General features: G+C 61.4%; 15 protein-coding genes and 1 other RNA gene. 10 read left to right on the forward strand and 6 right to left on the reverse strand.

Annotated elements, in window-relative coordinates; genetic code table 11:
* From ACRWA7_RS25535 to ffs, 6 genes are all read right to left on the reverse strand, one after another.
* Positions 1-1,206, reverse strand: a complete 1,206-nt coding sequence (locus tag ACRWA7_RS25535) for a CaiB/BaiF CoA transferase family protein (protein WP_060856301.1) — start codon at positions 1,204-1,206, stop codon at positions 1-3.
* A gap of 58 nt (positions 1,207-1,264) precedes the next feature.
* Positions 1,265-1,489: a DUF1653 domain-containing protein gene (locus ACRWA7_RS25540; protein ID WP_060856302.1), complete on the reverse strand. Its 225-nt coding sequence runs from the start codon at positions 1,487-1,489 to the stop codon at positions 1,265-1,267.
* 60 nt (positions 1,490-1,549) lie between these two features.
* The gene (recR, locus tag ACRWA7_RS25545) at positions 1,550-2,146 is read right to left on the reverse strand and encodes a recombination mediator RecR (protein ID WP_438393049.1); all 597 of its coding nucleotides are present in this window, start codon (positions 2,144-2,146) and stop codon (positions 1,550-1,552) included.
* Between the two features lie 40 nt (positions 2,147-2,186).
* Positions 2,187-2,513: a YbaB/EbfC family nucleoid-associated protein gene (locus tag ACRWA7_RS25550; RefSeq protein WP_056363948.1), complete on the reverse strand. Its 327-nt coding sequence runs from the start codon at positions 2,511-2,513 to the stop codon at positions 2,187-2,189.
* 139 nt (positions 2,514-2,652) lie between these two features.
* Positions 2,653-5,166, reverse strand: a complete 2,514-nt coding sequence (locus tag ACRWA7_RS25555) for a DNA polymerase III subunit gamma/tau (RefSeq protein WP_438393051.1) — start codon at positions 5,164-5,166, stop codon at positions 2,653-2,655.
* A 245-nt stretch (positions 5,167-5,411) separates the two neighbouring features.
* Positions 5,412-5,510, reverse strand: an RNA gene (gene ffs / locus ACRWA7_RS25560) — signal recognition particle sRNA small type.
* 378 nt (positions 5,511-5,888) lie between these two features.
* Between ffs and trxA the strand changes: the two genes are divergently transcribed.
* The 10 genes from trxA to pbpC all read left to right on the forward strand — a co-directional run bounded on the left by trxA (position 5,889) and on the right by pbpC (position 23,014).
* Positions 5,889-6,215 (forward strand): thioredoxin TrxA, encoded by a 327-nt coding sequence (trxA, locus tag ACRWA7_RS25565; protein WP_031356443.1) that lies wholly within the window; start codon positions 5,889-5,891, stop codon positions 6,213-6,215.
* A 349-nt stretch (positions 6,216-6,564) separates the two neighbouring features.
* Positions 6,565-7,830, forward strand: a complete 1,266-nt coding sequence (rho, locus tag ACRWA7_RS25570) for a transcription termination factor Rho (protein ID WP_056363952.1) — start codon at positions 6,565-6,567, stop codon at positions 7,828-7,830.
* 105 nt (positions 7,831-7,935) lie between these two features.
* Positions 7,936-8,472, forward strand: coding sequence for a MerR family transcriptional regulator (locus ACRWA7_RS25575; RefSeq protein WP_060856305.1), 537 nt, complete (start codon positions 7,936-7,938; stop codon positions 8,470-8,472).
* Entirely contained in the window at positions 8,472-10,019 is a 1,548-nt protein-coding gene (locus ACRWA7_RS25580) for an MFS transporter (RefSeq protein WP_438393053.1), read from the forward strand. Before ACRWA7_RS25575 ends, ACRWA7_RS25580 begins: the two co-directional genes overlap by 1 nt.
* A gap of 24 nt (positions 10,020-10,043) precedes the next feature.
* Positions 10,044-10,868 (forward strand): zinc-dependent peptidase, encoded by an 825-nt coding sequence (locus ACRWA7_RS25585; protein ID WP_438393055.1) that lies wholly within the window; start codon positions 10,044-10,046, stop codon positions 10,866-10,868.
* Between the two features lie 187 nt (positions 10,869-11,055).
* Entirely contained in the window at positions 11,056-11,310 is a 255-nt protein-coding gene (locus tag ACRWA7_RS25590; RefSeq protein ID WP_438393057.1) for a type B 50S ribosomal protein L31, read from the forward strand.
* Between the two features lie 272 nt (positions 11,311-11,582).
* A complete protein-coding gene (locus tag ACRWA7_RS25595; protein WP_438393058.1) occupies positions 11,583-13,346 on the forward strand; it encodes an ArnT family glycosyltransferase in 1,764 nt (587 codons plus the stop codon).
* Positions 13,347-13,348: 2 nt separating this feature from the next.
* The gene (locus ACRWA7_RS25600) at positions 13,349-14,695 is read left to right on the forward strand and encodes an MATE family efflux transporter (RefSeq protein ID WP_438393060.1); all 1,347 of its coding nucleotides are present in this window, start codon (positions 13,349-13,351) and stop codon (positions 14,693-14,695) included.
* A gap of 127 nt (positions 14,696-14,822) precedes the next feature.
* A complete protein-coding gene (locus tag ACRWA7_RS25605; protein WP_438393062.1) occupies positions 14,823-20,792 on the forward strand; it encodes an MG2 domain-containing protein in 5,970 nt (1,989 codons plus the stop codon).
* Between the two features lie 17 nt (positions 20,793-20,809).
* The gene (gene pbpC, locus ACRWA7_RS25610) at positions 20,810-23,014 is read left to right on the forward strand and encodes a penicillin-binding protein 1C (protein WP_438393064.1); all 2,205 of its coding nucleotides are present in this window, start codon (positions 20,810-20,812) and stop codon (positions 23,012-23,014) included.
* Positions 23,015-23,341 lie beyond the last annotated feature (327 nt).

Here is a 23,341-nt window from a genome sequence, read left to right on the forward strand (position 1 = left end):
TCAAATCGCCTTGTTCGCCCGCAATCTTGCAATCTCGTCAGGATCATACCCGAGCGATTGCAGGACTTCATCGGTGTGTTCACCGAGTTGCGGCCCAAGCCACCGCGTCTCTCCGGGGGTTTCGGAAAGCTTGGGCGTCACGTTCGGCAACGCAATCTCGCGGCCGTCCTGCCACGGAAAATGCTGGATCATCTGGCGCGCGATGTATTGCGGATCGGCGAACATATCGGCGACGCTGTAGATGCGGCCGGCGGGCACATCGGCCGCGTTGAGCACGGCGAGCGCTTCATCGATGGAACGTGTGCAGAGCCACACGCGGATGGCGTCATCGATTTCCCGAGTACGCGGCACCCTCCCATCATTCGACGCCAGCGCGGGATCGTTGCCCAGATCGTCACGGCCGATCGCCATCATCAGGCGCTTGAAAATGGGATCGCTGTTGCCGCCGATCACAATGCTGCCGTCGCGGCACGGATAGGTATTGGAGGGCACGATACCCGGCAGCGAAGCGCCCGTGCGCTCGCGGACCATGCCGTACACGCCGTATTCCGGCACCACGCTTTCCATCATGTTGAAGACGGCTTCATACAACGCGACGTCCACGACCTGCCCTTTGCCGCCGTTCGCCTGCCGGTGATGCAGCGCCATCAGCGCGCCTATCACGCCGTGGAGCGCCGCGATGGAGTCCCCAATGGAAATGCCAATGCGCGGCGGCGGCAGGTCGGGGTAGCCCGTGATATGACGCAACCCGCCCATGGACTCGGCAATCGCGCCAAACCCCGGCCGGTCACGATACGGCCCGGTCTGGCCGTATCCGGACAAACGCACCATAACGAGGCCTGGATTCCCGGCGGACAGGACTTCATAGCCGAGCCCGAGTTTCTCGAGCAATCCCGGCCGAAAATTCTCGACGACAATATCGGCTTCCTTCGCGAGCCGGCGGACAATTTCCTTGCCTTCCGGGGCCTTCAGATTGATCGTCACCGATTTTTTATTGCGCGCCTGGACGGCCCACCATAGCGATGTGCCGCCCACTTCCGGATAGAGCTTGCGCCATTTGCGCAGCGGATCGCCGCCGTTCGGATCTTCGATCTTGATGACGTCGGCGCCGAACTCGCCCATGAAACGCGAGGCGAACGGCCCGGCGATCAGCGTGCCGAGTTCGAGCACCTTGACGCCGGCGAGCGGTCCCGAGGATGCGCCCATGCTGTCTCCTGACGTGTTGTTTTGATTGCGGTGTTGAAGCAAGGATGTGACGAACGGCCTAAAGCGGAATCTCGAGCGCCTGAAAACGCGGCGAACCATCCGCGAGCGTGTCGTTGAAGATCGCGGCCGGGCGCACCCATAATCCATGGTCGTGCGGCCACAGATGCTCGTAGACGATCATCGATTCTTCGGTTTCAGAATGCCGCGCCACGCCGATCACGCGATACAAGCCGCCTTTGTAGTGGCGATGCGTCGCCAGCGCCAATGCTTCTGCTTCGGTCATGTCTGTTTTCCCTTGGCCGTCTGCCGTCTTCCGCCGACTTCTGCCGTCTGTATGGAACATCTACACGGAGCGCCGATCCAGCATCGCGCGCGCGATCGTGCCTGCATCGACGTATTCGAGTTCGCCGCCCACCGGTACGCCGCGGGCCAGCCGCGTCACCTTGAGACCTTTTGATTTCAGCGTCTGCGCGAGGTAATGCGCAGTTGCCTCGCCCTCGTTCGTAAAGTTCGTGGCAAGCACGATTTCCTTCACGATTCCGTCAGTGGCACGCTGGATCAGGCGATCGAAATGAATTTCCTTGGGCCCGATTCCATCGAGCGGACTCAGCCGGCCCATCAGCACGAAGTACAGCCCACTGTAGGTCAGCGTCTGCTCAAGCATGATCTGGTCAGCGGGCGTTTCGACCACGCACAGCATTTCGGCGTCGCGCTCCGGGTCGCTGCAGACTTCGCAGATCGCCGCTTCGGTGAACGTGTTGCATTTCTCGCAGTGCTGCAGATGCTCGGTCGCGAACATCAGCGACCGGCCGAGCTTTTCCGCGCCCGGACGATCGTGCTGCATGAGGTGATAGGCCATGCGCTGCGCCGACTTGGGACCCACGCCCGGCAGCGCGCGCAGCGCTTCGACGAGCGCCGACAAGGCGGAAGGTGGTTTCATGCGCGGTGGCCGTTGGTCTCGGAATGAATATGCCGGCGGCTTAGAACGGCAGCTTGAAACCCGGCGGCATCGGCATGCCGGCGGTCATGCCGCTCATTTTTTGCTGCGTGGTGGCTTCGGCCTTGCGCACGGCGTCGTTGAACGCGGCAGCGACCAGGTCTTCCAGCATGTCCTTGTCATCGGCGAGCAGGCTCGGGTCGATCACGACCCGGCGCACGTCGTTCTTGCAGGTCATCGTCACTTTTACGAGACCGGCGCCCGACTGGCCTTCCACTTCAATAAGCGCGAGTTCGTCCTGCGCCTTCTTCATGTTGTCCTGCATTTGCTGCGCTTGCTTCATCAAGCCGGCGAGTTGGTTCTTCATCATGATCGGGCTCCTTACGGGAAACGGATGGAAAACTGGATGTGTGCTGCGGGTGCCGAGTCCGGCTCAGGTCCGCGCTGGCAACGAATGTGCGCCTTGCCTTGGGGCGCTTTAAAATGATGTTCTGGTGTTCTCTGCAAACTCAATTCGCCGATGCCGCGCTTTGGCCGCCTTGTGCATTGTTTTCCGGCGCGATCGGCTTGATGGATCCCTGCACGATCCTCGCGCCAAAATCGCGGATCAGCGACTGTACAAAAGGGTTCTGCGTGATCTCCTTTTCCGCCTGCTGCTGGCGTTCGGCGCGAAGCGCGGCATCGACGGCCGCAGCGGTACGGCGCGCGGCCCCGACGCTCACAATCACATCGAGAGTCCGGCCGAGCTTCTCGGTCAACGCAGTTTTCAGCTTCGCGACCTGCGCGCTTTCGGCGTATTGGGGAACGGGCACGACAAGCGTTATCGATCCGGCGTCGCAGGCCGTTAGTTCGCTGTTGAACGCGAGCTGATAAGCAATGCCTTTCAACGACAAGTCCACGGCCAGCACCGGCCAGTCGCCGCTCACGCCGATTGCGTCGAGCGCAATGGCTGGCGGCAGTGGACGGAGATCCGCCTTGACTTCCGGTTTAAAGCCGGGCGCGTCGTTAAAACGCACGTCGTCGGGACCGCTTTCGAACGCGGGCATGGAACCGTCGTCGGGCGACATGAAATAAGCATCGTCCGATGACGCCGGCTGGTAGTCATCCAGCGGAATTTCTTCCCACGGCGGCACGGCGTCGCCGCTGCGTTGATCGCGGGCGTTCGTGTTCGCGTTCGTGCTCGTGCTGCTACTGGCGGAAGAACCGGGCCGGACATTGCTCGCGGTATCGCTTCGCTCAGGCGGCGCGGGACGGCGCGGCACCGGAACCTGCACGGTCGGTGCGGCCTTTGGCGCGACGGCTTTGCGCACCGGTTCGGCGACACGCGCCCCTCGATCCGACGATACCCGCATGCCGGCGCTGCGCAGCACGTCAAGCGCCGCACTCGCGCCGCCGGGTGCGCGCGGCGAGGAGAGCATTGCGGGATTTTCAACCGGTGCGTTCCGGGTCGCTTCTGTTGCCGAGCGCTCGGCAAGTTCGTGAGCGGCAGCGGCTATTGGCGCAGGCGCCGGTCCTGGCTCGGAAATCTCGGACGGCAGCTCGATTTCGGCCGGGACTTCGGGCTCGGCGGTTTCAAGCGAAGAGGTATCGACGGGAGTTTGTATGCTCGTCTCCAGCGCACTCGCGGCAGCCGGCGCGGCTGTCGAAGCAGCAGGGACATCAGCCAAACCGCCCTCGATACCTTTCGCTCCTACTTCAGATGCGCCCAGGGAAGGTGCCGCATCGACAGCGGCTTGCTCTGCCGCCTTCGAACCGCGCACCCCGCCATCAACGTCAATGCGCTCACTCGATGCCGACGGCTGAGTCGCACCATGCGGACGCGTCGCCACATCCGCAGCGCGAGTTGTGGCGGCTGCTACGCTGCTGGGCGCGGCCCCTCGAACGCTCGCCCCCGTTTCCGCAGCTTTCACGCGCGCACCTCCACCGCCCCCCGGACCACCGGCAGGTTCGAACGCGAGCATCCGCAGCAGCGTCATTGTGAAACCGGCGTATTCGTCGGGCGCGAGACCCAGTTCGCCACGTCCGATCGTCGCAATCTGGTAGAACAGTTGAACGTGTTCGGCGCTGAGCGCATCGGCGAAGCGGCGGATATCGGCGGCCTCGGGCCATTCATCGAGCACCGATGCCGGCGCGAACTGCGCCCATGCAATCTTGTGCAGCAACCCGGCGAGATCCTGCAGCGCCGTGGAAAACGACAGGCTTCGCAACGCCATCTCGTCCGCGATCGCGAGCACCCCGGGCCCGTCGCCTTCCGCGAGTGTATCGAGCAAACGGATCAGATAGCTCTGGTCGAGCGCGCCGAGCATGCCGCGCACGGCTTCCTCGGTGACCTGATTTGCCGAATAAGCGATGGCCTGATCAGTCAGAGATAGCGCGTCGCGCATGCTCCCGTCTGCCGCACGCGATAACAGCCGCAATGCCTGCGGCTCGTAAGGTATCTTTTCCTCGCCAAGCACGTGTTCCAGATGCCCGACAATATGCCCCGCCGGCATCTGCTTCAAATTGAACTGCAGACAACGCGACAACACGGTGACCGGGATCTTCTGCGGATCGGTGGTGGCGAGGATGAACTTGACGTGCGCAGGCGGCTCTTCGAGCGTTTTCAACATGGCGTTGAACGCGTGGTTCGTGAGCATGTGGACTTCGTCGATCATGTAGACCTTGAAGCGCGCATCGACCGGAGCGTACACGGCACGCTCGAGGAGCGCCGCCATTTCGTCCACGCCGCGATTACTGGCCGCGTCCATCTCCACATAATCGACAAACCGTCCTTCGTCGATTTCCTTGCACGCCCGGCAGACGCCGCACGGCGTTGAAGTCACACCGGTCTCGCAATTGAGCGCCTTGGCGAAGATGCGCGACAGCGTCGTCTTGCCGACACCGCGCGTTCCTGTGAACAGGTAAGCGTGGTGCAGCCGCCCGCCGTCGAGCGCGTGCGTAAGCGCGCGAACCACGTGCTCCTGGCCGACGAGCGAGGCGAAAGATTTGGGGCGCCACTTGCGTGCGAGAACTTGATAGGTCATGCCGAAATTGTATCAGCAACGTCAAGAGGCCAAGCGTTTCCCAGGGCGGGATGACACGTGCCACACAGAGCATTTGGCGTGGCGCACAAAGAGCAAGAAATCAGTTCGAATAACGGAGAGTGGCTTGCGCAAAACTACACGCGTCAGGCACAGCAGGATGCGCATTGAAATGCGACATGACGGCCATACATTCGAAGCAGGAGGAATGAACCGGAAGCGGAGATAGTACGAAAACACAAAGCGAAGGTGACGAGCCCGACCCTCGGCACTGGTAGAAAACGGCTGTGGCTGCTTCGTTCCCGACCTGACCAGGTTGACCGCGCCACCATGCGAGGAGGCCCGTCACGCAGAATCATATCAGAGAAGGATCGCGCCGCCCACTCCCCGGCTGTCATGGGCTGGAATACACGCTTCATGAATCCGGCTCGAACGAACTTTCCCAAGCAGCCTCGGCGCATAAAAATCATGCGCTGCATGATGAAACAGACGTGTCCGGGTGTGTCCTATCGGTACCCGGCAACAGATAGCAAAGTAGGCTAAGATGACATTCTGAAGCCCCGGTAAAACACCGTGTGGCGGGCGAAAGCGGCTTATCAGGCAGCAGCTGCGCCCACCCAAGCGAGCGGTTCTACACCCCGCAGCGCGGGCGAACAATTTCCTTGTTTTGGTGTATCGTGGCGAGCATTCAAACGCGGGCCTCGAATTCAGAGAGGTATTCAATAATGAGCGAATCGATCAAACATATTAGCGACGCATCCTTTGACCAGGACGTGACGAAGTCCGACAAACCCGTTCTGCTCGATTTCTGGGCCGAATGGTGCGGTCCCTGCAAGATGATTGCGCCCATCCTCGACGAAGTCGCCAAGGATTACGGCGATCGCCTGCAAATTGCAAAGATCAATGTGGACGAGCATCAGTCCACCCCCGTGAAGTTCGGTGTGCGCGGCATCCCCACGCTGATCCTGTTCAAGAACGGTGCAGTCGCGGCGCAAAAGGTCGGCGCCCTGTCGAAGTCGCAATTGACCGCGTTCCTCGACAGCAACCTGTGAGATTGAATCCGAAGCGCCAGCGGCCGGCAAGCTGGCGGGCGCTTCGGATATAGCGGCAAGCTCGTAGCTCTACTCGGTCCGGCGTGAATACCGATTCATGCGCCAGATCAATGCGCTGGGTCAATACAAGTAAAAAAGATTAGCTGCACGTGTGAGATTCCCGCAGAATGTTGTGCGACCACAACATGAGCGAATTCCCCTGCCACCAAGCCTAGCCGAGGCTCTGTCGGCATGTGCTATGCTAGAATCCTAAGACTGCAAGACCAAGACGGTTTAGGTCCTTGAGCGTTCAGCTCACTTCTCCTCCCAAATTCTCTGTTGTACCTCTTCTCCCTGGCGGGAAATCCGTATGCATTTATCCGAGCTCAAGTCTCAGCACGTCTCCGCATTGATCGAAATGGCCAATGGCCTGGAGATCGAAAACGCCAATCGCCTGCGCAAGCAGGAATTGATGTTCGCGATTCTTAAAAAGCGCGCCAAGACTGGCGACACGATTTTCGGCGACGGCACGCTCGAAGTATTGCCGGACGGTTTCGGCTTTCTGCGCTCTCCCGAGACTTCCTATCTCGCCAGCACGGACGATATCTACATCAGCCCGTCGCAGATCCGCCGCTTCAACCTGCACACCGGCGACACCATTGAAGGTGAAGTGCGCACGCCGAAAGACGGCGAGCGCTATTTCGCGCTGGTCAAGGTGGACAAGGTCAACGGCCAGGCGCCGGAAGCCTCGAAGCACAAGATCATGTTCGAGAACCTGACGCCGCTGCATCCGAACAAGCCGTTGCCGCTCGAGCGCGAAATGCGCGGGGAAGAGAACGTGACTGGCCGGATCATCGACATGATCTCGCCTATTGGCAAAGGTCAGCGCGGCTTGCTGGTGGCGTCGCCGAAATCTGGCAAGACGGTGATGCTGCAGCACATCGCGCACGCCATCAAATCGAATCATCCGGATATCGTGCTGTTCGTGCTGCTGATCGACGAACGCCCGGAAGAAGTGACGGAAATGCAGCGCTCGGTGGTCGGCGAAGTGATCGCTTCCACATTCGACGAACCGGCCGCTCGCCACGTGCAAGTCGCGGAAATGGTGATCGAGAAGGCCAAGCGCCTGGTCGAAATGAAGCACGACGTCGTGATTCTGCTCGACTCCATCACGCGTCTCGCACGCGCCTACAACACGGTCGTGCCGGCTTCGGGCAAGGTGCTGACCGGTGGTGTCGATGCAAACGCGCTGCAACGGCCGAAACGATTCTTTGGCGCGGCGCGCAACATCGAGGAAGGCGGATCACTGACCATCATTGGCACGGCGTTGATCGAAACCGGCAGCCGGATGGACGACGTGATCTATGAAGAGTTCAAGGGCACGGGCAACATGGAAGTGCATCTGGAACGCCGCCTTGCTGAAAAGCGCGTCTATCCATCGATCAACCTCAACAAGTCGGGCACGCGCCGCGAAGAACTGCTGATCAAGCCGGACCTGCTGCAAAAGGTCTGGGTGCTGCGCAAGTTCATTCACGACATGGACGAGGTGGAATCCATGGAATTCCTGCTGGACAAGATTCGTCAGACCAAAAACAACGCTGAATTCTTCGACCTGATGCGCCGCGGCGGCAGTTAAGCCCGGACACCCGAAGGAAACACTGCAAGCCGCCCGCATTCGCGGGCGGCTTTTTTTCGTGTATCGAAATCAGTGACGCGATTGGTAACGTGAACGTACACGTCCATGTTGATCTATAATTCGCAGATCATCCTGACCGCCGGACCAAAACCGACCGACGCCATGTCCGAAGAACTTCTGACCGTACGCGATGCAGCTGAACGTCTCGGCGTCACGCCCCGCACGCTGAAATATTACGAAGAGCGCGGACTTGTGGTGCCAAGCCGCAGCGAGGGCCGTTACAGGCTGTACGACGCGAACGATCTGGAACGCTTCGGTCGGATTCTACGGCTGCGGTCGCTTGGATTTTCGCTGCACGGAATTGTCGAGATGCTCAAGCGGCCGCTCGAAAAAACCGAGGCCGGCCAAAACCGTTATTCGCCGGATTCGCTGGCCGAAATCAGGAAGGGCTTGAGGCAACAACTAGATGCCATCGATTCACGCATCGAATCCGTGCGCCGCGAACTCAACGAAGCACAGGCCGTGCGCGCGGAGTTGCGGCTCGATCTGGATTACGTGGAGGCGCGGCTCGCGGGCCACTCCGCCGATGCGCTGCTCGAACATCAATCGAAAGCGCGGGCCAGGCCGGGGAGCAAGAAGTAATGAGCGCCCGGGCACCCGTATTTGTGGTCGAGCGGTTGCGCGGCGACTTCTTCCCGTGGGTGCTCGCGCTGGTCACCGGCCTCGATTACTTCGACAACGCCATCTTCTCGTTTTTTGCGAGCTACATTGCGGGCGGAATCAACGCATCACCGGATGAACTCGTGTGGTCATCGAGTGCCTACGCGGTCGCCGCCGTCCTCGGGATCCTGCAGCAGCAATGGTGGGTCGACCGGCTCGGGCATCGCCGCTACGTGGCCGGGTGCATGCTGTTCTACGGATGCGGCGCAATACTGTCGGCGCTTACGCAAAACTCGCTCGAACTCATGTTCACGCGCGGGCTTCAAGGCTATTTCATCGGCCCGATGATGGGCGCCTGCCGCATCCTGATCCAGATCAGCTTCACGCCGCAAAAACGCGCCGGCGCAACACGCGCGTTCCTGATGTTGATCGTAGGCAGCAGCGCGATCGCGCCGTTGCTCGGCGGCTGGCTGGTCTCGCATTTCGACTGGCGTGCGCTCTTTGCCTGCACGGCGCCAGTGGCGTTCGCGTTCGCGGGCCTCGCACTGATCGCGCTGCCCGATTCGGGCAATGTTCATCGCGACGAACGGGGCGCCACGCCGTTCTGGCCATATCTGTTATTCGCATTCGCTCAGGGCGCGCTGCAGATTGTGATGCAGCAAGTGCGGTTCGAACACTTCACCACGTCACCCACGCTCGTCATGTTAACCGCAGCGGGTATTGGCGCCCTCGTGTGGTTTGCATGGCATCAGTGGCATCACCCTGCTCCGCTGGTTCGCCTTCACGCGTTACGAGAACGCTCGTTCCAGATCGGCCTTCTGCTCTACATGCTCTATTACTTCGAGTCCACGGGATTCAGCTATCTGATCGCGCGTTTCCTCGAACAGGGACTCGGCTATCCGGTCGAGAATGCAGGCCGGCTTGTGGGAATTACGTCGCTGATATCGGGGTCCGCGCTGTTTCTCTATTTCAGATACACGAAGTTCGTCACGCGCAAGAAATGGATCATCGTGCCGGGTTTTGCGATTGCAGCGCTCGTTGGATGGCTGATGACGCGCATGTCGCCGGGCGTGGCGCAAATCGACCTCATTCTGCCGATGCTGCTGCGCGGCCTGTTGCTGCTTTTTATCGTGTTGCCGGTGGCGAACCTCACGTTCAAGATCTTCGCGATCGAGGAATTCACGCATGGTTACCGGCTGAAGAATATCGTGCGGCAGTTGACGCTGTCGTTTGCAACGGCGGCAGTGATAATCGTGGAACAGCACAGGCAGGCGCTGCATGAATCCCGGCTCGCCGAGGCCGTGAATCCGTACAATCCGGAGTTCCAGAACGCCGTAGCCGCGCTGGCGCACGGATTTGCCGCCGCCGGGCATACGGCCGGCGAGGCGCATGCGCTCGCCATCGTGACAATTTCGCGCATGGTCACACAGCAGGCGAGTTTCCTGGCCTCGCTCGATGGTTTTTACTTCATGATGGGCGTCGCAATCTGCGGCGGTCTGTTCGCGTTGTGGCAAAAACAGATCGACTGAATTCGAGAGACTCACACGAACCTCATGGCCAATTTTCTGACTCGTTTTATCGGCGGGAATCGCCGGGAGCGGGCGCTGCGCAAGTACGCGATCGAAGACGCGCTCTGGCGCGCGACGCTCGACCGGTTGCCGTTCTTCGGGCATCTCGACTCGGGCGATCTCGCGCGCTTGCGGGAGAACACGACGCTGTTTATCGCGGAAAAGGAGTTTTCGACGGCGCACGACCTGCCGCTGACCGACGCGATGATCGTCGCCATCGCCGTACAGGCGTGTTTGCCCGTGCTCAATCTGAGCCTGGAGTTGTATCGCGGATGGGTCGGAGTGATCGTGTATCCGGGCGAATTCGTCATCAGGAAAACGGTGGAGGACGAAGACGGCGTGGTGCACGAGATCGAGCACGACGCCAGCGGCGAAGCGTGGGAAGGGGGCCCGGTGGTGTTGTCGTGGGAAGACGCGCAAATGACCGATGGCGAGGACGCGTACAACGTCGTGATTCATGAGTTTGCGCACAAGATCGACATGCTCAACGGCGAGGCGGACGGGCACCCGCCGCTGTATCGAAAATGGCATGCGCCGCTGGATTCCGCTGCATGGAACGATGTCTTCGATCACGCCTACGATCATTTTTGCGCCCAGGTCGACGCCGTTTCAGATCGCCGATGGCACCGTTTCGAGCGCGAATCCCTGATCGATCCTTATGCTGTCGATCATCCGTCGGAGTTTTTCGCGATATGCAGCGAGGCGCTTTTTGTCAAGCCAGCGGCCTTCGAACGGGTATATCCAGAGTTGTACAGGCTGCTCGCGCGGTATTACCGGCAGGACCCGGCGGGTGTGGATGCGCTTGCATAAACCCACAGGACGTCGCCCGCAGAAAGCCCGCAAAAACATGCCAAACAACTGATTTTCTGGCATAATCCACGGTTTTCGACCTCAGGCAAGTGGCTCGCGCTCGGAAAAAGTTCCACTGGAAGTACCGTCGAGTACTTTGAGCGCATGCAGAGCGGGCTGGCTACCAACAGATACCAAAGGAAATACCATGAAAGAAGGCATTCATCCGAATTACCGCGAAGTGCTGTTCGTCGACATGTCGAACGATTTCAAGTTCGTGACGCGTTCGACCATCAACACGCGCGAAACCGGCGAGTTCGAAGGCAAAGAGTACCCGCTGGCAAAGATCGAAGTGTCGTCGGAATCGCATCCGTTCTACACCGGTCAGCAGAAGATCATGGACACGGCCGGCCGCGTCGAGAAGTTCAACAAGAAGTTCGCAGCGTTCTCGTCGAAGAAGTAATTCACTTGGACTGCAGCACGGCAGGACTGAAGAAAGGCAGCGAAAGCTGCCTTTTTTTTCGCCGCTTTTTCCCATTTTTTCACGGAAAGCCACGCCTGGACGCACCGCAATGACGCGCGCCGCGGCTCCCGTCTACAATGCCGGATTCGTTAAAAATTGCACTAACTAGAAAGTGACGAAAAATCGTCACGAAAACCGCGTGCGTCCGGCATCTCCGTCACGATCCGGCGCCGCCGCCTCGCCCAATCAGTTCTGTTTTCTGTCGCCACCGCATGCGAAATGTCGTCCGCCTGACCGCCTCCGCAACCAGCGCCCTGCCGCGCTGGCTGCTGCTCGCCATATGTATTGTCTACGCGTCGTTTGGCCTGTTTGGCCGCGACCCCTGGAAAAACGAGGACGCGGCGGGTTTCGGCGTGATGTGGACGATGGCCAACGGAGACCTGAAGGACTGGCTATTGCCGAATCTCGTCGGCAAGGCGCTGACCGCCGATGGTCCCTTCGTCTACTGGTTTGGCGCGGGCTTCATTCGCCTGCTGAGTCCATGGGTCGATGCCAGCAACGCCTCGCGGGTCGTCACCGGCTTGCTGTTCTGTATTGCGTGCGCATTCGTCTGGTACACGGCCTACCTGCTTGGCCGCCGCGACGAAGCCCAGCCTTTCAAATATGCGTTTGGCGGCGAGCCCGAGCCGCGCGACTATGGCCGCACGCTTGCCGACGGCGCCCTCTTGATCCTGCTCGCCTGCTTCGGCCTCGCCGAGCGCGGCCACGAGACCACGCCGCAGCTTGCGCAGTTCGCCGGCACGGCCATGCTGGTGTACGGCCTCGTGCGCAGTTGCGACAAACCCATTCAGGGCGCGCTCATCTGGGGTGCGGCGATTGGACTCGTCGGCTTGTCGAGCAGTCCGGTCCTCGTGCTCGCGCTTCTGATCTGCACGCTCGCCATGACGGTGATTGTGCGCGAAGTGCGGCCGTTCTACCTGCTCGTGCTCGGCGTGCCGCTTGCGGTCGTCGTGATCGGCGCATGGGTCTGGCCCGTGCTGCACTTTTTTCCCGACGACGGCGAATGGTGGCTGCGCCAATGGTGGCGCAACAGTTTCGATTCGTTCTCCGGTTCGCCGATCCTCGCGCTTTCCTACGCGTTCAAGAACCTGCCGCTATTCACCTGGCCGGCATGGCCGCTCGCCATCTGGACCTTCGTGAGCTGGGCGGGACTGCGGCGCTCGCCGCACGTGGCGGTGCCGGTATCGGTGATCGGGCCGTTGCTGGTGCTCGTGATCCTGCAGAGCCATCAGTCGAACCGGCTGTTCATGCTGCTGCTGCCGCCGCTTTCCGTACTCGCCACCTTCGCGCTGCCCACGCTCAAGCGTGGCGCGATCAACGCCATCGACTGGTTCGCGATGCTGAGCTTCACCCTCCTCGCCACCTTCGTCTGGCTGGTCTGGACGGCGGGTCTCTACGGTTTTCCAGCGCCGCTCGCCCGCAATCTCGCGCGGCTCGCACCCGGTTTCCAGCCTGAATTCAAGATCCTCTCTTTCATATGCGCGGTAGCGGTGACGGTGTGCTGGTTCTCGCTCGCGCGCTGGCGGCTTTCGCGGCATCCGAAGGTCTTGTGGCGCAGCGTGGTGCTTTCGAGCGCCGGCACCACGCTGATGTGGGTGCTGCTGATGACACTGTGGCTTCCAGTGGTGAACTACAGCCGGACGTATCGTGACGTGGCGGAGCAGATTGCCGACCACCTTCCGGCCGACTACACCTGCATTTCCCCGGTCCGCCTGGGCGATGCGCAGATCGCGACGTTCGCGTATTTCGGCGGCATGCATTTCGCCTTCGATGAAGACTGCGACGTCATCCTGCGCCAGGATACCCAGGATTACGGCGAGCCCTCGTCCATCTCCACGTTTGCATGGAAACTCGTGTGGGAAGGCCGGCGCGTCGCCGACCGCGACGAGCGTTTCCGGCTGTATGTGCGCATCGAGCGGCCTGTCCCGCCGATCAGGCGGCCCGGTCCGAAGCCGCTGCGCCGGAGCGCGAACTGACCATGTGGCCAGACGTACGGAAGATCGCGGCGCTTGCGTGGCCGGTGCTGATCGGACAACTGGCGATCATTGCTTTCGGCGTAATCGATACCGCCATGGTCGGCCGCTTTTCCGCCACCGACCTGGCCGCGCTCGGCCTGGGTTCATCGATATACATTTCCGTCTACATTGGCCTGACCGGCATTCTCACCGCCTTGCAGCCCATCGCCGGACAACTGTTCGGCGCGCGGCAGGAAGCGGAGATCGGCGAGGAAGTGCGCCAGGCGTTGTGGCTCGCGGCGGTGTTGTCGGTGATTGGCTTCGTCTGCCTGTATTTTCCGCAACCGCTCCTGAGCATCGCCGATGCCCCGCCAGCGCTTCATGAACGCACCCTCTCCTATTTGCGCATTCTCTCGCTGGGTTTGCCCGCGAGTCTCGCGTTTCGCGTCTACAGTTCGCTCGCCAACGCGCTCGGCAAGCCGCGCCTCGTAATGTTCCTGCAGGTCGGCGCGCTCGTGCTGAAAGTGCCGCTCAACCTGTGGTTCATTTTCGGCGGTTTCGGCATGCCGGCGCTGGGCGGCCCGGGCTGCGCCATCGCGAGTACGCTGATCAACTGGCTGATTGCGATTGTCGGACTGACGGTCCTCGTGCGCGTCGAGTTCTTCCGGCCGCTCGGCATCTTTTCGCGCTTTTGCTGGCCGGTGTGGCAACGTCAAAAGGCGCTGCTCAAGCTCGGCATTCCGATGGGTTTGTCCTATCTCATCGAAGTGACGTCGTACACGTTCATGGCGCTGTTCATCTCGCACTTCGGCACGACCACGCTTGCAGGTCATCAGATCACGGGCAATATTGGCGCGGTGCTCTACATGACGCCGCTTTCGATTGGCGTGGCTTCGGCCACGCTCGTCTCGCAGGCGCTCGGCGCGCAACGTTTCGATGCCGCCCGTTCCCTCGCGCGCCACGGCATTGCGCTCTCATGCGCAATTGCATGCGTGTACGGCATCGTGCTGTTCGCGCTGCGGCCGTACGTGCTGATGGCTTACACGCCGGATGCACAGGTGATCGCCGCAGCCATGCCGCTGCTCGCGATCGTCGTGTTCTATCACCTCTTCGACGCCCTCCAGATCACCACAGCGTTCGTGCTGCGAGCCTACAAGGTCGCGGTCGTGCCAACGGTCATCTACGCCGTTGCGCTGTGGGGAATCGGGCTAGGCGGCGGTTATCTGCTCGGCTTCAACGTAGGCGGATTTGCGCCGCCGTGGCTGCAAGGCGCGCGCGGCTTCTGGGTCGCGAATTCGGCGAGCCTGGGCGTGGCGGGCGTCGGACTGTTTCTCTATTGGCGCAAAGTGAGCAGGCGGCATATCGCCTGATGCGCAACACTGCGCATTCGATGCAAACAATCTGAGAATTCTTGTCGCGCGATGGAAACAACGGGCAAGGATGACGTAATGCTCCGGTAAAATCGCCAGCGATTTTGGCCATCCTGGAGCGTAATCGATGATCGGCGTCATAAAAAAACGAACGTGGACGCTGGCTTCGGCCGTCGCTGTCGCATTGCTGGCAACGGGATTTCTTGGCGCCACGCATCGCGCCGACGCCGCCCGCACGGTAAGCGTTTCGCCGCAAGGCAAGGTGACGCAGGTGCGGCAGGTGGTGGTCAAGTTCGACGCGGCCATGACAGCGTTCGGCGACGCGGCCGCGAAAGCGCCGGCCCAGGTACATTGCAGCGGCGGCGGGTCGGCTGGTTCGGCCCATTGGATCGACAGTAAGACGTGGGCCTACGATTTCAATCAGGACCTGAGTCCCGGCATGCGCTGCTCGGTGACACTCGCCGACGGCCTCAAATCCAGCACCGGCAATGCGCTCACCGGACCGCGCGAGTATCGATTTGAAACGGGCGGCCCGTTCGTCCTCGGCGTCATGCCGGGCTACGGTGAAATAGAAGAAAACCAGTTCTTCGTGCTGCGCCTGAATGGCCCTGCAACCGAAGCATCGGCGCTGCAAAACATCTGGTGCGAATCGAACGGATTGGGTAACCGCATTCCCGTGAAATCCGTCGACACCACGTCGCGCACAGCGCTTCTCAAGCACTTCCATCTCGAGAAAGACAGCGCACGCGTCCTCACGCTTGCTTGCCAGCAGACCTTGCCGTCGGCGACCAAGATGCAACTCGTGTACGGCCGTGGCGTAACGGGTCCGAGCGGGCTCGCGAACGACGTGGAAAAGCGCTTCGACTTCGATGTCCGCGAACCCTTCACCGCGAGTTTCTCGTGCGAACGCGAAAACGCAAAAGCGCCTTGCACGCCGTTGCGTCCGCTGCGGATTCGTTTCAGTTCGCCCGTGCCGCGCGCCGACGCCGCGAAGATCACGCTGCATGGCCCGGGCGGCAATGCAGCACCGAAATTCGATCCAGACGAAAAAGACAGCGAAATCAGCACGGTCGAGTTCGCGGCGCCGTTGCCGGAACACGCAGATTTATCGATCGAATTGCCAAATGGATTGAAGGACGCGAGCGGCCGCGCGTTGTCCAATGCGGATCTCTTTCCGCTGAAAACCACAACCGCGCCCATGCCGCCGCTTGCGAAGTTTTCATCGTCCACGTTCGGGATCATCGAGCGCTTCGCCGAGCCGAACATGCCCGCCATGTTGCCGGTCACGCTGCGCCACGTGGAAGCCGACCTGAAGGTCAGCGGATTGAATGCGGGCGCATCGAGCGTGACCGAGTTGCGTGTGGACGCGGACACGGATATTCGCCGATGGATGAAGACAGTCGACCGGTTCGACGGCTTCTCCATGCCGGTCTCGCAAATCGAAGCGGACATGCCGCAGGTGCTTCACACCGGTATCAAGCCGGTCTACGCGCCGGGCAGCACGGCAAAAAATCCGCAAATCGATATCCGCTCGTTGTCCCTGCTCGCAAAGCAGCCGGGCGTCGAGACCTTGAGCGTGCCGCAAGCTGATCCGAAGTCCTTGCGGCCGTTCGAAGTGGTCGGCATCCCGCTCGCGAAACCGGGCTTTTATGTGGTCGAACTGGCGTCGCCGGCGCTTGGGGCGTCGCTGCTTGGCAAGCCGCAAGCCATGTATGTGCGCACGTCCGTTCTGGTCACGAACCTTGGCGTGCACTTCAAGCAGGGACGCGAGAACAGCATTGTCTGGGTGACGGCGCTCGACAGCGGCAAATCCGTGCCCAACGCGCAAGTCCGCGTGAGCGATTGCAACGGCGCCCAGATCGCCGAGGCGAAAACGGATGCGCAAGGCATCGCGACAATCAACAAGCCGCTCGCGTCGCTCAACGACTGCAATGAAAATAGTCTTGATTGGTCGGGATTTTTCGTATCGGCGCGTGTGGATGATCCGAAGACCGGACCCGACATGGCGTTCGTGCGTTCGGACTGGAATCGCGGCATCGAAAACTGGCGTTTCAATGTCCCGACCGACATGAGCCGAGATCACACCACGCGCGCCACGACCGTGTTCGACCGGACACTCTTGCGCGCGGGCGAAACGGTGTCCATGAAGCATCTGATGCGCGAGGAAACGCTCGGCGGTTTTGCATTCCCGGCGCATACGCCATCGCGCGTGACGATCCGGCATCTGGGCAGCGGCCAGACTTATCGCCTGCCGCTCAAATGGACCGCCGATCACAGCGCGGATTCCACCTTTCCCATTCCCGCCGCGGCAAAGCTCGGCGAATACAGCGTGACGCTGGACGATGGCAAGGTCGACGCCAGCGACGACGATTCCGCGTCCAGTTCCATGAGCATCGATACGGGCAGTTTCCGCGTCGAGGAATTCCGTCTTCCGGTGTTCAAGGGATCGATCGGGATACGCGACCAGAAAACCGGCGCGCTCGTGGCGGCAAAAGAAGCGCCGCTCGCGGTGCAGATTGAATATGTGTCGGGTGGACCGGCGTCGAACCTGCCTGTGCAAATATCGGCGTTGATGAAAGACGCATCGCCGCCTTTTGCTTCGCAGTTCGAATCGTTCAGTTTCGCGCCTTATAAAAAGCCTGCCGACGACGGCGCCAGCGCGCCCGCAACCCAGGGCGACGACGACAATTCCGGCTCGCAGGAAGACACATCGACAGCCAAACTCGTCGCCGATAAAACCGCGCTCACACTTGATCGTAACGGCGCGGGAACGCTGACGCTCAAGTCGCTTCCGCTGGTCGAAGCGCCGAAACGGCTGGCGCTGGAAGCGACCTTCGCCGACCCGAACGGCGAGATCCAGACATTGCGCGGCGACGCCACGCTCTGGCCCGCCGAGGTTGCCGTGGGCATCAAGGCGGGAGATTGGGTATCGGTTGGGAACGCGGTGCCGGTCCAGGCGCTTGCCGTCGATTTGCAGGGCAAGCCGAGAGCAGGCGTTGCACTGGAAATCCGCGGCGTCGCGCGCACCATGACGAGTTCGCGCAAGCGCATGGTCGGCGGTTTCTACGCCTACGACAACCACACGGAAACCAAAGACCTGGGCACGCTGTGCAGCGGCAAGAGCGACGACCACGGCCTGCTTTCCTGCGATGCGAAACTCAAGGAAGCCGGCAACGTGGATTTGATCGCGGTCGCGAAGGACGGCGATGGACGAGTGGCCAACGCGACCACGTCGGTGTGGGTGACGCGCGAAGACCAGCTCTGGTTCGGCGGCGAAAATACGGACCGCATTGACGTGTTGCCCGAGAAAACCAGCTACGAACCCGGCGAAACCGCGCGCTTCCAGGTGCGCATGCCGTTCCGTTTCGCGACCGCGCTCGTTGCCGTGGAGCGCGAAGGGATTGTGGAAACGAAGGTCGTGGAACTCGATGGCAGGAATCCGACTATCGAATTGAAGGTGAAGGATACGTGGGGGCCGAACGTATATGTCTCGGTACTTGCGATTCGCGGGCGGATTCACGAAGTGCCCTGGTATTCGTTTTTCACCTGGGGCTGGAAATCGCCGCTCGACTGGGCGCACGCATTCTGGTACGAAGGCCGGCAATATGAAGCGCCAACGCCGCTCGTCGATTTGTCGAAGCCGGCTTTCCGATACGGCCTGGGCGAAATCAAGGTCGGCACGGCCGCGCACAAGCTTGGCGTGACGGTCACGCCCGACGCGAAGTCGTATGCCGTGCGCTCGAAGGCCCATGTCAAGGTCCGCGTGAGCTTGCCCGGCGGCAAACCCGCGCCTGCTGGCACGCAAATCGCGCTCGCCGCGGTGGATGAAGCCCTGCTCGAACTCATGCCGAACGAAAGCTGGAACGTGCTCGACGCCATGCTGCAACGGCGCGCGTATGGCGTCGAGACATCGACGGCGCAAATGGAGATCATCGGGCGCCGCCATTTTGGACGCAAGGCCGTGCCCGCGGGCGGCGGCGGCGGACATAGCGCGACGCGCGAACTCTTCGATACGCTCTTGCTCTGGAACCCGCGCGTCACCTTGGATGCAAACGGCGAGGCCACCGTCGACGTGCCTTTGAACGATGCGTTGACGAGTTTCCGTATCGTTGCAATAGCGGCCGTCGGCGCGGGGCAATTCGGGACTGGAAGCGCATCGATACGCAGCACGCAGGACCTGCAACTGATCTCGGGCTTGCCGCCGCTCGTGCGGGTGGGCGACCAGTTCCGCGCCCTCTTCACGCTGCGTAATACGACAGCGCGCAGCATGCAGGTCGTGGTCACGCCGAACATGCCTTCACTCGACCTGAAAGCGCAAACGGTGGAGCTTGGGCCGGATTCATCGAAGGAAATTGCCTGGGACGTGAACACGCCGGACGCGATCGGGCTGGCGGCAACCGGCGCGTTGAACTGGCAAGTGAACGCAGCCGAGCAAGGCGGTCCGAAAGCCGCCGACGCGATCAAGCTCACGCAACGCGTCGTGGCGGCCATTCCCGTGACCGTTCAACAGGCGACCATCACGCAAGTCGATGGCGCCTACACCTTGCCGGTCGCGCCGCCGGAAACGGCGGTGGCATCGGCCGATGGTCAGATCCGCGGCGGCATTGCGGTGACTTTGCAGCCCAAACTCGCCGATGGCTTGCCAGGCGTGCGCCGCTGGTTCGAGCGTTATCCGTATAGTTGCCTCGAGCAGCAGACATCGCGTTCGCTTGGACTCGACGATCTCGCGCAATGGCAAACCGTGATTGCGCGCATGCCGTCGTATCTGGATAGCGACGGGCTCGCGAACTACTTCCCGCCCGCCGACGATTCACGTGCCTACGGCAGTCCGGCTTTGTCGGCGTATCTGCTTGCTGTCAGCGACGAAGCATCGAAGGCGGATCGCCGCTACGCCCTGCCCGACGATCTGCGCGACAGGCTCGCGGGCGCGCTGACGAACTTCGTGGAAGGCAAAATCCAGCGCAAGTTCTGGTCGCCGCGCCAGGATCTGGATTTCGTGAAGCTCTCGGCAATCGAGGCGTTGTCGCGGTATGGGCTCGCCGAACCGCGCATGCTCGGCTCGATCACGATTGCGCCGAACCAGTGGCCCACGTCCGCACTGCTCGATTACTACGCGATCCTTTCCCGAGTGAACGGCATTGCGCAGCGCGACGACCAGCGCGCGCAAGTCGATCAGATCCTGCGCGCGAGAATGACGTATTCGGGCACGCGCCTGACCTTCTCGACCGCCGCCGATGACGACCTTTACTGGCTAATGACCGGTCCGGAAACGAACGCGGCGCGCATGGCCTTGCTTTTCGCCGATAACCCGTCGTGGAAGGACGAAATGCCCCGGCTGATCGGCGGATTGCTCGCATTGCAGAAGAACGGCGCGTGGGCAACCACGACATCGAATCTGTGGGGCAAGCTTGCCGTCGAGCGCTTCTCGCGCGTATTCGAAAGCACGCCGGTTGCGGGACAAACGAAAATTGCGCTCGGCGGAGTCGAGAAAGCCATCGACTGGAATACGCCCGCCGTGCCTGCTTCGGCCGCCACTCCGCGCAGCGTGACGTTGCCGTGGAGTTCCGGCGCGCTGAACCTCACGCAGGACGGCAGCGGGAAACCCTGGGCGACCATCGAAAGCCTTGCGGCCGTTGCGCTGAAGGCGCCGTTCGCCGCGGGTTACCGGATCACCAAGACCATCACGCCGCTCAATCCCGCCGTGAAAGGCACGCTTTCGCGCGGCGACATTGTACGCGTGCACCTGGATATCAATGCCCAAAGCGACATGACGTGGGTCGTCGTGAACGATCCGGTTCCGGCAGGCGCAACGATTCTCGGCTCGGGTCTTGGCCGCGATTCGGAAGCCGCGACCGAAGGCGAAAAGAGTCCGCAAGGTGCATGGCCGGCGTTCGTGGAACGAGGTTTCGATGGATATCGCGCGTACTACGACTATCTGCCGAAGGGAAAACTGGCGGTGGAATATACGGTCCGCCTGAATAACGCGGGCACGTTCGGCTTGCCGCCAACGCGCGTGGAAGCGCTGTACGCGCCATCTGTATTCGGCGCGATTCCGAATGCAACCGTGGTTGTCGCGCCGCTTGCCACCGTCAAATAAGCCCATGAGATAAGCCGATGAAACGCGCCGCTCTCGCTCTTCTCGGATGCATCCTCGCCGGCTCGGCCAACGCAATGGCGAGCTTCGACGAAGTGCGCTCGGGCTGGCGCAGTTCCGATTGGCTGCTGCTTGGCCGCGATGGCGAGCCGCTGCAGCGCACGCGCATCGATACAAAGGAGCGGCGCGGCGACTGGGTCGCGTTGCAGGATGTATCGCCGGCGTTGCGCGAGGCGATTGTCGTTTCGGAGGACAAGCGGTTCTTCGAGCACAGCGGTGTCGACTGGCGTGGCGCCGCTGCCGCCGCGTGGGCGAACCTGTGGAATACGCGCACGCGCGGCGCGTCGACGGTGACCATGCAACTGACCGGTTTGATCGATGACGATCGCCAGCCAGGCCGAAGATCGGTTACCGAAAAAGCGACGCAAACGGTCGGCGCGTTGTGGCTCGACCACGCGTGGCGCAAGGATCAAATTCTCGAGGCGTATCTCAATCTCGTGCCGTTTCGCGGTGAAATTGTCGGCTTGTCCGCTTTATCGCAGACGTTGTTTGGCAAGCTGCCTTCTGGATTGAACGAGCGTGAGGCGGCGCTTACGGCCGCGCTCGTGCGCGCGCCGAATGCGAATTACGCGAAGGTATCGGCGCGCGCGTGCGGGATCTTGCGCGACATGAAACGGCCAAAGTCATCGACGGCGGACCCGTGCATGAACCTCGATAGCTACGTTCAATTGACGTTGACGCACACGGCGTCGGCAGCGCAACGCCCGTCCGATTCGGAATCGCTCGCGCCGCACTTCGCGCGCCGTATTGCAAGCGAAGTCCATCCGCAAGCCGGCGCGCGTATTTCATCCACGCTCGATACACGCCTTCAGCGCTTCGCCCGCGATACGCTCGCGCGCACCTTGCTCGAACTCAACGCGCGCGCGCATCAACGCAACGTGCACGACGGCGCGGTCATTGTCATGGACAACCGCAGCGGCGAGATTCTCGCGTGGGTCGGCTCGGCGGGCGGTTTGTCGAATGCGCCGGAAGTCGATGCGGTTCTCGCATTGCGTCAGGCCGGATCGACGTTGAAGCCGTTTTTATACGCTCAGGCCATCGACGAAAAGCGTCTCACGCCGGCAACCCTGCTCGACGACGCCCCGCTCGATCTCGCCACGGGCGGCGGCCTGTATATCCCGCAAAACTACGATCACGATTTCAAGGGCTGGGTGAGCATGCGCACGGCGCTGGGGTCGTCATTGAATGTGCCCGCGGTGCGCACGCTCGTGATGGTCACGCCGCACAAGTTCGCGAAGACGCTCGTGTCGCTCGGCTTGCCGCTCACGCAAGCCGGCGATTACTATGGCTTCAGCCTCGCGCTGGGCAGCGCCGACGTGACGCTCGTCTCGCTTGCAAACGCGTATCGCACGCTGGCTAACGGCGGTCTCGCCGGCCCCCTGTTCGATCTCCCCGCGCATGCGTCCGCTGTACCGAACAAGTGCATTTTCAGCCCGCAGGCGAGCTTTATCGTGACCAACATTCTCGCCGACAACAACGCCCGCACCCGCACATTCGGCTTTGACAGCGTGCTCGCCACGCGCTTTTTCAGCGCCGTGAAAACCGGCACGAGCAAGGACATGCGCGATAACTGGGCGGTCGGGTACACGTCGCGCTACACGGTCGGGGTGTGGGTCGGCAACGCCGACGGCGCGCCAATGTGGGACGTGTCCGGCGTGACGGGCGCGGCGCCCGTGTGGGCGGCGCTCGTCAATTACCTGCATCGGCACACGGCGAGCCCCACTCCTACAGCGCCTGCGGGCGTGGTGCGCACGAAGATCGTGTATCAGAACGATATAGAGCCGACGCGCGATGACTGGTTTTTAAGCGGGACGGAGATGTCGCGGATCGCGTTATCGGCGAATGCGGAAGGAGCCGCGCCCGGCAAAGGCACGGTCAACGGCGGTGCGGCGCGGATCGCCACGCCGACCGACGGCACGATCTTCGCGCTCGATCCGGATATTCCCGCCTCCCGCCAGCGCGTCTGGTTCGAAAGCGGACAAGGCGCGTCCTCGGGCAGTGCATGGCGTCTGGACGGCAAGCCGGCCGGGCGCGCGCAACGCATGGCATGGCTGCCGTGGCCTGGACATCACACATTGGAACTCATCGATAAACGCGGCGAAGTGGTCGATTCGGTGAAATTCGAGGTGCGCGGCGCATTTGCAAAGACCAGGACGAAGGGCTGAAACACGTGGACAAGATAGATGGCCCAAGTTAATCGCCACGACATTCAGAAACTGTTAAATCTTGCCGGAAACTTCCTTATCCGCCACGCCACTGGCGATAATTGCCACAGAGAAGCGAAACGTCGCGGGGCAAGCGGTTCGACGGCAAAATAATAGCCGGCCCTGTTGTCAAAATTAATGCTGCCCGGGCTAATCGGCCTTCTCCGCCGTTATCCTGACGATCGTTTTGTCCTATGCTAGTTGGACTTTCTGGCCAGGCTTCCAGTAAAGTCGTGACGGCTACCGCGACACTGATTTCTCCTTTTTGCTTTTAACCTGGAGCACTTG

It is taken from the genome of Caballeronia sp. DA-9 (assembly GCF_051615025.1).
Lineage (GTDB): Bacteria > Pseudomonadota > Gammaproteobacteria > Burkholderiales > Burkholderiaceae > Caballeronia > Caballeronia sordidicola.